Raw genomic sequence first — 13,127 nt, 5'->3', positions numbered from 1 at the left:
GATTGAACGAAGAAAAAAACTTAGCCGCAAAGGTGTAACGAAAGCAGCAAAAGAAGAGAAGTTTTCTATACTTTCCTCTGCGTACTTTGCACCTTTACGGTTAACGATTTTGTTTTTCATTGGGTATTTCATTTCAAACGCAACTCAGCACTACGAGCATGTGCAGGCAATCCTTCACCATACGCGAGTTCTGCCGCGATCTTGCCTAAAGTCTGCGCGCCTTGCTCACTGACTTGTATCATCGATGAACGCTTCTGGAAATCATACACACCCAAAGGCGATGAGAAACGCGCGGTGCGTGAAGTCGGCAAAACGTGATTCGGCCCAGCGCAATAATCGCCCAAGGATTCGGAAGAAAAACGTCCAAGGAACATCGCCCCCGCATGACGAATTTGATCTGCCCATTGCTGCGGGTTTTCTGCAGAAATTTCTAAATGTTCTGCCGCGATCTCATTCGCGATGTCGCAAGCTTCTTGCATGTCACGCACTTTGATCAAAGCACCGCGATCTTTCAGGGAAGTTCGAATAATCTCGGCACGTGGCATCGTTGCAATCAATTTATCAATGCTGGCATGTACGGCATCAATGTACGCCGCATCAGGGCATAGCAAAATCGATTGCGCAAGTTCATCATGTTCCGCTTGCGAGAACAAATCCATCGCAACCCAATCGGGATCGGTCGTGCCATCGCATAAAACTAAAATCTCAGAAGGCCCGGCGATCATGTCGATACCAACAGTGCCAAATACACGACGCTTGGCGTTCGCAACATAGGCATTGCCTGGCCCCACAATTTTATCGACTTGCGGAATGCTCTCCGTACCATACGCCAAAGCAGCAACCGCCTGCGCGCCACCGATGGTGAACACACGATCGACACCTGCGATGGCCGCGGCAGCTAATACCAAAGGATTACGCACGCCATCTGGTGTCGGTACCACCATAATAATTTCACGCACGCCAGCGACCTTCGCTGGAATCGCGTTCATCAGTACGGAAGAAGGGTAAGCCGCTTTGCCACCAGGCACGTAAATGCCGACGCGATCTAGGGGAGTAACTTTTTGTCCGAGTACCGTACCATCTGCTTCGGTGTACGAAAATCCTGCAGAACCACATTCACGCTTTTGCACTTCATGATAGGCGCGCACACGTTGCGCTGCAGCCTCTAATGCACTACGACGCTCATTCGAAATACTAGCGAGTGCTGCATGCAAATCCTCTTGCGGAATTTCCAAAGCTTGCATCGAGCTGATGCCTGACAAACGATCAAAACGTTGAGTGTACTCTAGCACTGCGGTGTCACCGCGCGTTTTAACTGCCTGCAAGATCTGCACGACACTCTGATCAATCGCCGCGTCTTCACTCGCTTCGAATGCCAATAATTGACGTAAGGTTTGCGCGAAACCTGACTGTGTAGAATCTAAGCGAGTCAATGCTGTGGTGAAGCTCATTACTTCCCCTCCGACGCGCGCTCGAATGCTTGGAGAATGGGTTGCAAACGTTCGCGCTTCAATTTCAATGCAGCTTGATTCACAACTAAGCGTGAAGAGATATCCATGATCTCTTCCACTTCGACTAAATTATTCGCTCGCAAGGTATTGCCGGTGCTGACCAAATCGACAATCACATCAGACAAGCCAACCAACGGCGCCAATTCCATCGAGCCATACAGCTTAATCAAATCGATATGCACACCTTTGCTAGCGAAATGCTGACGGGCGGTTTCCGTGTATTTGGTTGCGACACGCAAACGCGCACCTTGACGCACAGCAGTTGCGTAATCAAATCCAACCGACACCGCGACTGACATGCGGCATTTTGCGATGCCTAAATCAATAGGTTGATACAAGCCAGCACCACCATGTTCAAACAACACATCTTTACCTGCCACGCCAAAATCTGCCGCGCCGTATTGCACATAAGTTGGCACGTCTGAAGCACGCACAATAATCACGCGCACATCAGGATCATTGGTCGCCAAAATCAACTTACGCGATTTTTCTGGATCTTCAGTCACGTGGATACCTGCCGCTTCCAACAGCGGTAAGGTTTCTTCAAAAATACGCCCTTTGGACAAAGCCAAAGTTAGTTGCTGAGAACTCATATCAATTATTTCGCTCGTTTGCTTATTGATGTTAGACAGGAAATCATTTGACGCGCTGAATCTGCGCACCAACCGCTGATAGCTTCACTTCCATACGATCGTAACCACGATCGAGGTGATAAATACGATCAATCAAAGTCTCACCCTGTGCCGCCAAACCTGCAATCACCAAAGATGCCGATGCGCGCAAGTCAGTCGCCATTACTGGCGCACCCACCAATTTTTCTACGCCATTTACAATCGCTGTGTGACCATCTATTTCAATATGCGCACCGAGACGATTCATTTCTTGCACATGCATGAAACGATTTTCAAAAATCGTTTCCGTCACGCGTGCAGTACCGTTCGCTAAGCAGTCGAGCGCCATAAATTGGGCTTGCATATCAGTTGGAAAACCTGGGTATTCGGTAGTGCGAAAACTCACCGATTTAGGACGTCCACTCATCTGCGCACGTATCCAATCTGAGCCAGTAGTAATGATCACGCCCGCTTCACGCAATTTATCCAATGCCACATCCAAAATATCGCTACGTGTATTTTTCACCGTCAAATCACCACCTGTCGCGGCGACCGCGCACAAGAAAGTCGCCGTCTCGATACGATCTGCGATCACAGTATGCGTTGCACCGTGTAAGGCATCAACACCTTGAATCACCAAACGATCGGTACCGATGCCCGTAATCTTAGCGCCCATCGCCACCAACAAATTCGCAAGGTCAGTGACTTCAGGCTCGCGCGCTGCGTTTTCTAAAACAGTTTCGCCGTCAGCTAAAGTCGCTGCCATCAACAGGTTTTCTGTACCTGTCACAGTAATCATATCGGTCACGATACGCGCACCACGCAAACGTTTCGCTTTAGCATGGATGTAACCTGCCTCAATCGTGATCTCCGCACCCATCGCTTGTAAACCTTTGATGTGCTGATCAACTGGACGAGAGCCGATTGCGCAACCACCAGGCAAAGAGACTTTCGCTTCACCAAATCGCGCTAACAAGGGACCGAGCACCAAGATCGAAGCGCGCATGGTTTTCACCAAATCGTAAGGCGCTTCCAACTTATCAATCGCTGCGCCATTCAAAGTCACTACGCCGCTTTCTTCGGTGACGCGCAAACCCATTTGCTTGAGTAATTTCAACATCGTAGCAACGTCTTGCAAATGCGGCACATTGTGTAAAACCACATCGCCAGCACTCAACAATCCCGCGCACAAAATCGGCAAAGCCGCATTCTTAGCGCCAGAAATAATGACATCGCCATTCAGGCGATTGCCGCCTGTGATCAGTAACTTATCCATGCTTATTGAAATTCTTCCGGAGTTAAAGTTTTCATCGACAGAGCATGAATTTCTTCACGCATGCGATCGCCCAAAGCGGCGTATACGATTTGATGACGTTGAATCAAACGTTTGCCAGCGAATGCTGGGGACACGATCACCGCAGTGAAATGCTGACCGTCACCTTCCACTTCAAGATGTGTACATTCCAAACCGGCAGCGATGTAATTTTTAATTTGTTCTGGTGTAGGAAACACGATAGGTCTTTCTAAAATATTTTCAAATAATTTTTCAGGATGGCGACTATGCACCATCTCATACTCAATGCCGCAACTTATAACCACTGCGCAGCATTTGCATCGCAACTGCCGTCAACGCCAGCAAGAAAATCGTCACAATCACAAGACTACGTACAGGGTCGACATCCGACTGGCCAGTAAAGCCATAACGGAAGCCGTCAATCATATAGAAGAAGGGATTGAAATGCGAAATAGTTTGCCAAATCGGCGGCAAAGAATTGATCGAATAAAACACGCCCGACAAAAAGGTCGCTGGCACGATTACAAAATTTTGAAAACCAGCGAGCTGATCGAATTTTTCCGCCCAAATACCAACGATTAAGCCCATCGTACCGAGCACGAAGGCGCTCATCAAGGCGAATAATGCGATCCACAAAGGCGCACTAAAACTCAAGTGTGCAAACCATGCCGTCACCACAAACACACCTAAACCAACGGCAAGACCGCGCACAACCGCTGCCAACACATAGGCAAAAAACATTTCCCAATGCGACAACGGTGGCAACATGATGAACACCAAATTACCGGTAATTTTTGATTGAATCAAAGATGAGGATGCATTCGCAAACGCGTTCTGCAAAACGCTCATCATCACCAATCCGGGAATCAAAAATGCCATGTACGTCACACCATGCACTTTGACATGACCTTCCAGCGCTTGACCAAAAATCAGCAAGTACATCATCGCCGTCATAATCGGTGCGGTGATGGTCTGCGTTGCGACTTTCCAGAAGCGCAAAACTTCTTTATACAATAAGGTGCGGAAGCCTATCATTGCGGATTTCCTCCACCCATAATTTGTAAGAACACATCTTCTAGATCGGCTTGTTGCAATTGCAGATCCTCAATCACGCAACCCGCTTGACGCAGATTCGCCAATATCGGTTCAACCTCAGCGTAATTCGTAATCCGTAATGCAAAACTATTCGCCTCGGCTTGCGTATCCGCAGGGATAATCAGATTGTGCAATGAAGCAGGCAATTCGCCATGCGCGAGTTGCACTTTCATCTGTGAACCGGAAATGCGCTTGATCAGCGCAGACATCGTATCGAGCGCAACGACTTTTCCAAATTTCAACATCGCGACCCGATTACACAAAGCTTGTGCTTCTTCCAAATAGTGCGTGGTCAAGACGATGGTATGCCCTTCACGATTTAGACGCGAAATGAACTTCCACAAAGTCTGACGCAACTCCACATCAACACCCGCAGTCGGCTCATCTAAAATAATCACTGGTGGTTTATGCACCAATGCTTGTGCGACTAAAACACGGCGCTTCATACCACCCGATAAAGCCCGCATATTCGCATCGGCTTTATTCGTTAGATCAAGGTTTTCCATGACCTCATCAATCCACGCATCATTGTTTTTAATGCCGAAATAACCGGATTGCAAACGCAGGGTTTCACGCACGGTGAAGAATGGATCAAACACCAATTCTTGCGGAACCACACCAAGCTTGCTGCGTGCCGCGCGGTAGTCGCGCACCACATCATGTCCTTGCACCAAAACTTGGCCAGAATCAGCACGATTCAAACCTGCAATAATCGAAATTAAGGTTGTCTTACCTGCGCCATTCGGGCCCAGTAAACCAAAAAACTCGCCTTCTTCGATCGCGAGTGAGACACCACCTAGAGCCTGTAGCTTTTTGCCAGCAGACTGATAGGATTTTTGTACATTACTAATTTGTATGGCAGCCATGTGGCGTTCGCGCTTACGCGCTATGAATGAGAATCTGGGTGAAAAAACTCTAAACAAGAATCGGGAAAAAATCACGGCAATTGCCGTCAAAGCCCATGATTATAGGGGATTTTAGCCGATTAAGGGTCGCACTTGATCGTGCTTCTTGTATAGACAATTGACTACAAATAGCTTGCGTATCAATGTCGCTCTGCTTGGATGGAGGCGCTCAAATGAAAGAAATCCGTGAGGCCATAGAGGGAAATAAGACTAAATAAACTGCTCGAAACGCCAACAAACCGCAACTTCCTATTTGTGGCTTGTGCTCGGCGTTGCCATGCCAACATGACAGCAACGGCAGAAGAATCAACCGATTCTAATGCCGTCATGTCGATGATATCGTCCCCAGCATGGATCGCCCGCAAACCCGCCTCAGAAACGGATACCGCGTTACGCAAATTCAATTCTTGATCTTGTAAGACCATGCTGTACTCCAAAATTTGTTATTTATTTTTTGACTGGCGCAGCAGCCAATTTTTTATTTTTCTCAACCAATGTCTTGATTAAGCCATCGATCCCCGTCTTATTTACTTCCGCCGAGAAACTCCCTTTGTAGGTCTCCACTAACCAAGCACCCAATACATTGATGTCGAAGATCTTCCAGCCTGCGGGCGTTTTTTCCAATCTATAACTCAATTGCAATGGCTCGCCCCGCGTCTGAATCACAAGACTTTTCACTTCGACTTCGGTATCGTCTGGTGCGGAACGAAACGGCTTAAACTCAACACGTTGGTCCCGAATTTGCGTAATAGCACCAGAATAAGTGTGTATTAACAAAGTACGAAATTCATTCACTAACTGTTTTTGCTGTTCCGGTGTCGCAGTACGCCAATTCTTACTTACAGCGAGCGATGTCATGCGTTCAAAATTAATATGTGGCAATACTTTTGTTTCAACTAAATCGTTGATACGTTGACGATTCCCTGCTTGAATATCTTTATCAGTTTTGGCTGCGTCAATGATCTCTGTGCTTAAACGTTTGACGAGTTGATCAGGTGCTTCTTGTGCTTGTGCAGCAGCAAAGAAACTCAATCCAGCGATCAAACTCACGAATATTTGGCTAAATTTTTTCATCTTTTTCTCTCTTGATAACTTTAACTCACAATGAATACGTTTCGTTTCGCATTGTTACGCAAACTATTTGTTTAATTTTTCAATCAACTCTGTCAACAGCGAATGCATCTGAGCATTTCTCTATTAACCACGGATATCGCTGTTGGGTTGACACCAAGTCACCAAATGGACTTATTCTTGATCTTCCTTTTTACCCGCACTGATTTGACTTTCACGACGCTGCAAATACGCGCCCCGAATAAAAACATACTTATCTAAGGCGGCTTCGTCAATCAAACTCACGGCATCCAATGCCGCGGCGCGCTTGTCCAAGACTTTCAAAACGGTTGCCGAATTATTGACAGCAGTCGTGCTTTGCGACCTGAGCAAATCACCTTTCAAATCAACTGGTGTCGCGACTGTATCACGCAAAGTCGACGCCCCAAGAATCGGTAAAACAACGTACGGACCAGCTGGGACGCCCCAAACACCCAAGGTTTGCCCAAAATCGGCGCGATGCTTGGGCATTCCGCCCGCACTAGCAACATCAATCAACCCTCCGAGACCCATGGTCGTGTTGATCCCAAATCTTAAAATATCATTTACGCCGTCGCCAACATTGCCTTGCAAAACATTATTCACAGCGGTCCACGCATCACCGATATTACTAAAAAAATTGGCGACAGCTGTCTGCACAAAATCTGGCGTCACAGCTTGATAGGCCTTTGCCGATGGTTTTAATACAGATTCGTCCAAGCTTTCATTGAAACTGAACATTGAACGATTAAAACCTTCAAGGGGATCATCTGGATTATTGCCAATCCCTGTTGTCTCGCTGACTTTTTCTAAAGTCGCTAAAGCTTTGGTTTTCACTTTTGTCACTGTCGTACATGCGCTCATACTCAACGCCAACAAACAGAGCAAAAGGACGCGGCTTAGCAGACTTGAAGCTAGGGTTCTTTCTTGCAACGCTGGGCTTCTCATTTTTGATCTTCCTTACCTTCCGCTGCTTTACTAAATAAAAATTGACTAATCAAGTTCTCAAGAACAACTGCTGACTGCGTCATTGTGATCTTGTCGCCAGCAGCCAGATTTTTGGTGTCACCGCCCGCCTCTAGTCCAATGTACTGTTCGCCAAGCAATCCAGCGGTCAAGATTTTGGCAGAACTGTCCTTCGGAAAGCTATAGCGCTTCTCCATCTTCAAAATGACGGTGGCTTGAAAACTCTTATCATCAAAAGTAATTGAACTAACGCGGCCAACGACCACGCCAGCACTCTTTACGGCTGCATTTGGTTTTAATCCGCCAATATTGTCAAACTTTGTGATGACATCGTAGGTTTGCTCAAAAGAGAGACTACTCATATTGCCTGCTTTTAAAGCGAGAAAAAGCAGGGACGCAGCACCTAGTAGCACAAACACGCCCACCCAAAAGTCTATCGATTTTTTTTGCATCATTTACCTCAAATAAAATTCTGTTTCTTAGCTCGTCGGATCGAGACTACGGTTTCCATCGAAACCGCATCAGTTATTGAAACATCCATGCGGTCAATAGGAAATCCAACCATAAAACGAGTAGGGATGAAATCACTACAGTGCGCGTTGTCGCTCGCGACACACCTTCAGGCGTTGGATCGGCTTCGTAACCTTGATAAAGAGCTACAAATGTGACGGCAAAGCCAAAAACGATGCTCTTGATCACGCCATTCCCAAGGTCTTTCCAAATATCGACACCTGCCTGCATTTGTGACCAAAATGAACCACTATCGACACCGATCAATGACACACCAACCAAGTATCCACCGATGATTCCCATCGCATTAAAAATCAGGGTCAAAATCGGCAAGGCAATAATTCCCGCGATAAACCTTGGGGCAACAACGCGTTGCAAGGGATTGACCGCCATCATTTCCATCGCCGCCAATTGCTCGCCGGCTTTCATTAAACCAATCTCGGCGGTCAACGAGGTCCCTGCTCGACCCGCAAAAAGCAATGCAGTGACCACAGGACCCAGCTCACGCACTAATGATAGGGCAACCAATAGGCCTAACGCCTCTTCCGAGCCATAACGATTAAGTGTGTAGTAACCTTGATAGCCAAGCACAAATCCCACAAAAAGACCGGATATCGCGATAATGACTAAGGAATAATTCCCAATGAAATGCACTTGATCCGCAATCAACTGTGGTCGACGCCAAAGGCTCGGGGAATTAAGAACAATACTTATAAAACTGCGACTGGCATGCCCTAAATTCGTGATGGACTCACGCGTGACTTGCCCGATTCGGCTGATCAACTGCGCCATCATGACTGTTCTCCACTTACGGCTTTCAGGCCAAGCTCTTGCGCTAAGCTCCTCCCGGGATAATGGAATGGCACTGGGCCATCGCTTTCAGCGTGAACGAATTGCTTCACGTACGGATCGGTTGAGGCTAGCATCTCTTGCGGTGTACCCTGTGCAACGATCTTACCTTGCGACAAAAAGTAAACATAGTCGGCAATCACAAAGGTTTCGTGCACATCGTGCGAAACCAAAATACTAGTAGATCCCAAGGCATCATTCAGATTTCGAATCAAAGTGGCCGTGACACCCATAGAAATTGGATCAAGGCCAGCAAATGGCTCATCGTACATAATCAATTGCGGGTCTAATGCAACCGCACGGGCTAAGGCAACCCGTCTAGCCATACCGCCTGAGATTTCAGAGGGTTTTAAGCGCGCAGCATTTCGCAGACCGACCGCATTAAGTTTCATCAACACCAAATCTTGAATCATCGACTCTGACAATTCAGTGTGCTCCCTCAAGGGAAAAGCAACATTTTCAAATACACTAAGATCAGTAAATAAAGCGCCGTGCTGAAAAAGCATGCCCATTTTACGTCGCAAAGCATACATGCCATGCGCCTTCAGAGTATGCACTACCTCACCATCGACTTTTACGTGTCCACGTTGCGGCACTATCTGACCACCAATCAAGCGCAAAATTGTCGTTTTTCCCGAACCAGATCCTCCCATCACAGCAATGACTTTGCCGCGCGGGAAATCCATGCTCAGGCCAGACAAAATCTGTCGGTTGCCATAGCCAAACTGCAAATCACGAATTTCAACTAAATTAGACACGTCGATTGATTTCTTAATTAAAGATATGAGATTGTAAACCAGAACCGAAAATCGAGTTGGCGCTCAACACTGCAAAAATTACAATGAAAATATAAAATATTGATGCTTTGAAATATTGAAAAATTAAATTCTTAAAAATAATGAAATCGCAGAATTTCAAACTTCTGCAACGCACAATTTTATGACAAATAAATGAATCCAAAGTCAGCAATTTTTGAAATGCACTTCAAAAATCTTCCGATTGGACGCATTTTTTAAGTGAATCACCCCGTTTAGACTGGGAAGTGTGGGTTAAGTTTAGTCGGGCAAGAGTGATTTTTCACGAGGATTATCTAATAGGACGAAAAGTATTAATTCGCAGTACTCTACGTCGCCCTCCTCTTATTTGGATCGACGACATAGCCGTCAACGCTGACGAACTACGATTCTTGATTTTGTCGCAATGCATTGCGCCGCTCAAGAGAAAAATCCCACCAGACGCGAGCCGGCTCACCTTGCATGTAGCGCACAACGGAAATAAACACATCAATCACACAAGGATCGTGTTGTTGCTGTGTAATTTGGCAAAGCTCTTGGTACATTTGATAGGGATCGCGCTCGAGGAGCTGATCTGGACGCAAGATCCCGAGCAATTCGAGATCGGCGGCACCAGCGGGCCCGATATTAGGCAAATCAGTTAGTTTCTTCAGTTTTGCACGGTCAACTTTAGTGGGATGCATTTTTCTGCCCTTATTTATACCCTGCTATACGCTGAGTTTCGCTGGACGAACAATTTACATTCTAATTCCATAGGCATACAGTCAAAGACGTCAATCGACGCACCAAGACTCATCGCCTAATTTGATGTTGTTTGGCATGAGGAACCACGCTCGTTTTGAATGGCCCTCATACCATACCAAATAGTCATCGCAGTTATACCAAAAATCTCATAGAATCCATAGCCGAACGGGACAAATCGTCCCACTTCAACACTGCCCCACATCCATCGCCGAGACAAAAAAACATGCGACCTATGACCGATTTTTTCCACAATGTGGTGAACCCAAATCGACGGTATCTCATACTAACGCTCTTTTCCGCGCTTGTTTCAAGTCAAGCACTGGCATTGGAAAGACCTGTGCTCAGAGGCGTCACGCACGAAGATGCTTATCCATATAATTACAAATTCAATAGCCGAATAAACGGCTTAGTTTACGACATCGCGAAAATACTCAGTGCGCGTATCGGCTATGCGCTCGATATTCAAACTCAACCTTGGACAAGGGCACTCCAAACTGCGCGTGACAATTCTTCCATCATGATTTTTAGCCTCGCGAGGAACCCTGAGCGTGAGAATGCTTACTATTGGATCGGCCCAGTGGCGCATAGTGAAGTATGGTTGTTCAAGCTAAAAGATCGCACCGACATACACCTAAAAGCTCTGGAAGACCTGCGCCAATACACTGTCGGCGATATCGCAAGTAGTTCAACCATCGCACTCCTCAAACAATATGGAACAAAAATAGATACCGCGCCGAGTAATATCTCAAATTGCCGGAAGCTCAAGACTGGCCGAGTCGATTTAGTGCCATTTGATCCCAACGGAATCAAAATATTTTTGCATGCCTGCGACTTAAAAATGGAACAAATTGAAAAGACCTTGCACCTTCCACGTGACACCGCACTCTATATTGCCATCGGAAAAACTACCCCGAAAAGCTTGGTCGATCAACTTAACGCTGAACTTGCATTGATGTACAAAGACAAAACAATGCAGAAAATTCACCAGCAATGGCAAGTCGAGTACAAATTGCCCTCGCCATAACGCATCAAATAATTCTCAGATCGCGCTCGACGATCTGCATCCTCACTCCACCAATCCGACTTTCATCCGAGATGTGCACATGCGAACCACATCCGCATAACGTACCTTAAGGGCCGTTGATCTTTTCTAGAAATCCTATCGGCATTGCTCTGTCACGTAACAAATTAGGCATGAGCTCGAAACCACCACATGCACCGACATCGAGAAACGAAGCGATATACCATGCATTTGGAGCGTATTTGAACCAATCCCTAATGACGGCAAAAGCTCCAATCTAAAATTTATTCGATTAGGTCAAGAAACCAACTAACTTTACTTGCCAATATCAAACGATTTGTGGATACTTTGCGCCAGAAAGATTGAAGGCTTTCTCGGCGTTTTACTCCATAAGAATGAAACGCCACAAACCAAAAAAAATGCTGCACCACAACAACGGTGCAACGACATATCACCACTTTTGCTCGACACAATTGAGCAAGGAGACAAAACTATGCCACACACAGAACCGTTACGTTTGCACGTACCGGAACCCACTGGTCGTCCTGGCCAAAAAACTGACTTTTCCTATCTACGCTTATCCGCCGCGGGTGAAATACGCCGCCCAGATATTGACGTGACGCCGGTCGATACTCGCGATATGGCTTACTCGCTCATCCGCGTACTCGACGAACAAGGAAACGCGGTTGGACCTTGGGTTCCTGATATTAGTCTTGAGACCTTACGCGCCGGAATGCGGGCGATGATGAAGACACGCATTTTTGATTCGCGCATGCTGATCGCACAACGTCAAAAGAAAATGTCTTTCTACATGCAAAGTCTGGGTGAAGAAGCGATTGGCGCAGCGCAAGCGATGGCTTTGAATCGCGATGACATGTGTTTCCCGACCTACCGTCAGCAAAGTATTTTGATGGTGCGAGACGTACCACTCAAAGGCCTGATTTGCCAATTGCTATCTAACGAAGGTGATCCACTCAAGGGTCGTCAATTGCCCGTCATGTATTCGATTAAAGAAGCGGGCTTCTTCTCGATTTCTGGCAACCTCGCTACCCAATACATTCAAGCTGTTGGTTGGGCGATGGCTTCTGCAATCAAAGGCGACACTAAAATCGCCTCGGCATGGATAGGTGACGGCGCTACGGCGGAAGCAGACTTCGATACAGCACTCACTTTTGCGCACGTGTATCACGCTCCTGTGATCTTGAATGTGGTGAATAATCAGTGGGCGATTTCCACTTTCCAAGCGATTGCGGGTGGTGAGAATACGACCTTTGCTGCGCGCGGCGTAGGCTGCGGCATTGCCGCCCTTCGCGTCGATGGTAATGATTTCCTCGCGGTGTACGCTGCGTCGAAATGGGCAGCAGATCGTGCGCGTAACAATCTTGGCCCTACCTTGATTGAATGGGTTACTTATCGTGCTGGCCCTCATTCCACATCAGATGATCCGTCCAAATATCGCCCACTCGATGACGCCAGCCATTTCCCACTCGGTGATCCGATTGCGCGTCTCAAACAGTATTTAATCAATCAAGGAGCATGGTCCGAACAAGAACATGAAGATACCCAAAAAGAACTAGAAGCGATGGTGATCGCTGCCCAGAAAGAAGCCGAAACTTTAGGCAGTCTGGCAGACAACCATGTGTTTAGTCCGGCGGAGATGTTCGAAGACATCTATGAGCATATGCCTGAGCATCTGCGTCAACAACGTCAACAATTGGGCATCTAATCAGGAATCTAA

General features: G+C 46.8%; 15 protein-coding genes. 2 read left to right on the top strand and 13 right to left on the bottom strand.

The features are described 5' to 3' along the window. Positions 1 to 128: 128 nt before the first annotated feature. From hisD to KDM90_RS12415, 13 genes are all read right to left on the bottom strand, one after another. The gene (gene hisD / locus KDM90_RS12475; protein WP_212675951.1) at positions 129 to 1,451 is read right to left on the bottom strand and encodes a histidinol dehydrogenase; all 1,323 of its coding nucleotides are present in this window, start codon (positions 1,449 to 1,451) and stop codon (positions 129 to 131) included. Beyond that, entirely contained in the window at positions 1,451 to 2,104 is a 654-nt protein-coding gene (gene hisG / locus KDM90_RS12470) for an ATP phosphoribosyltransferase (RefSeq protein ID WP_212675950.1), read from the bottom strand. Before hisG ends, hisD begins: the two co-directional genes overlap by 1 nt. Positions 2,105 to 2,147: 43 nt before the next feature. Next, positions 2,148 to 3,398, bottom strand: a complete 1,251-nt coding sequence (gene murA / locus KDM90_RS12465; RefSeq protein WP_212675949.1) for a UDP-N-acetylglucosamine 1-carboxyvinyltransferase — start codon at positions 3,396 to 3,398, stop codon at positions 2,148 to 2,150. A 2-nt stretch (positions 3,399 to 3,400) separates the two neighbouring features. Beyond that, positions 3,401 to 3,634, bottom strand: a complete 234-nt coding sequence (locus KDM90_RS12460) for a BolA family protein (RefSeq protein WP_189346221.1) — start codon at positions 3,632 to 3,634, stop codon at positions 3,401 to 3,403. Between the two features lie 64 nt (positions 3,635 to 3,698). Further along, the gene (locus KDM90_RS12455; RefSeq protein ID WP_212675948.1) at positions 3,699 to 4,451 is read right to left on the bottom strand and encodes an ABC transporter permease; all 753 of its coding nucleotides are present in this window, start codon (positions 4,449 to 4,451) and stop codon (positions 3,699 to 3,701) included. Next, positions 4,448 to 5,377, bottom strand: a complete 930-nt coding sequence (locus KDM90_RS12450; protein WP_212675947.1) for an ABC transporter ATP-binding protein — start codon at positions 5,375 to 5,377, stop codon at positions 4,448 to 4,450. Before KDM90_RS12450 ends, KDM90_RS12455 begins: the two co-directional genes overlap by 4 nt. Before the next feature lie 179 nt (positions 5,378 to 5,556). After that, on the bottom strand, positions 5,557 to 5,841 hold the full coding sequence (locus KDM90_RS12445; RefSeq protein ID WP_212675946.1) for an STAS domain-containing protein: 285 nt from the start codon (positions 5,839 to 5,841) through the stop codon (positions 5,557 to 5,559). Positions 5,842 to 5,863: 22 nt separating this feature from the next. Next, complete coding sequence (locus KDM90_RS12440) at positions 5,864 to 6,490, bottom strand: MlaC/ttg2D family ABC transporter substrate-binding protein (RefSeq protein ID WP_212675945.1); 627 nt, start codon at positions 6,488 to 6,490, stop codon at positions 5,864 to 5,866. A gap of 171 nt (positions 6,491 to 6,661) precedes the next feature. After that, positions 6,662 to 7,453: an MlaA family lipoprotein gene (locus KDM90_RS12435; protein ID WP_230409777.1), complete on the bottom strand. Its 792-nt coding sequence runs from the start codon at positions 7,451 to 7,453 to the stop codon at positions 6,662 to 6,664. Then, entirely contained in the window at positions 7,450 to 7,923 is a 474-nt protein-coding gene (gene mlaD, locus KDM90_RS12430) for an outer membrane lipid asymmetry maintenance protein MlaD (RefSeq protein ID WP_212676186.1), read from the bottom strand. Before mlaD ends, KDM90_RS12435 begins: the two co-directional genes overlap by 4 nt. A gap of 73 nt (positions 7,924 to 7,996) precedes the next feature. Further along, positions 7,997 to 8,776: a lipid asymmetry maintenance ABC transporter permease subunit MlaE gene (gene mlaE, locus KDM90_RS12425; RefSeq protein ID WP_212675944.1), complete on the bottom strand. Its 780-nt coding sequence runs from the start codon at positions 8,774 to 8,776 to the stop codon at positions 7,997 to 7,999. Further along, positions 8,773 to 9,588, bottom strand: coding sequence for an ABC transporter ATP-binding protein (locus tag KDM90_RS12420; protein ID WP_212675943.1), 816 nt, complete (start codon positions 9,586 to 9,588; stop codon positions 8,773 to 8,775). The genes mlaE and KDM90_RS12420 overlap by 4 nt, the downstream gene beginning before the upstream one ends. 419 nt (positions 9,589 to 10,007) lie before the next feature. Then, complete coding sequence (locus tag KDM90_RS12415; protein WP_212675942.1) at positions 10,008 to 10,307, bottom strand: helix-hairpin-helix domain-containing protein; 300 nt, start codon at positions 10,305 to 10,307, stop codon at positions 10,008 to 10,010. A 293-nt stretch (positions 10,308 to 10,600) separates the two neighbouring features. Between KDM90_RS12415 and KDM90_RS12410 the strand changes: the two genes are divergently transcribed. Together KDM90_RS12410 and KDM90_RS12405 are read left to right on the top strand one after the other, a co-directional pair. After that, positions 10,601 to 11,392, top strand: coding sequence for a substrate-binding periplasmic protein (locus KDM90_RS12410; protein ID WP_212675941.1), 792 nt, complete (start codon positions 10,601 to 10,603; stop codon positions 11,390 to 11,392). Positions 11,393 to 11,882: 490 nt separating this feature from the next. Further along, positions 11,883 to 13,115: a 3-methyl-2-oxobutanoate dehydrogenase (2-methylpropanoyl-transferring) subunit alpha gene (locus tag KDM90_RS12405; protein ID WP_212675940.1), complete on the top strand. Its 1,233-nt coding sequence runs from the start codon at positions 11,883 to 11,885 to the stop codon at positions 13,113 to 13,115. Positions 13,116 to 13,127 lie beyond the last annotated feature (12 nt).

Origin of the sequence: Affinundibacterium fentianense, from assembly GCF_018139545.1 — a bacterium.
GTDB lineage: Bacteria > Pseudomonadota > Gammaproteobacteria > Burkholderiales > Burkholderiaceae_D > Undibacterium > Undibacterium fentianense.
Note: the sequence above shows the minus strand (reverse complement) of the source record. Positions and strands in the feature narration are given on the sequence as shown.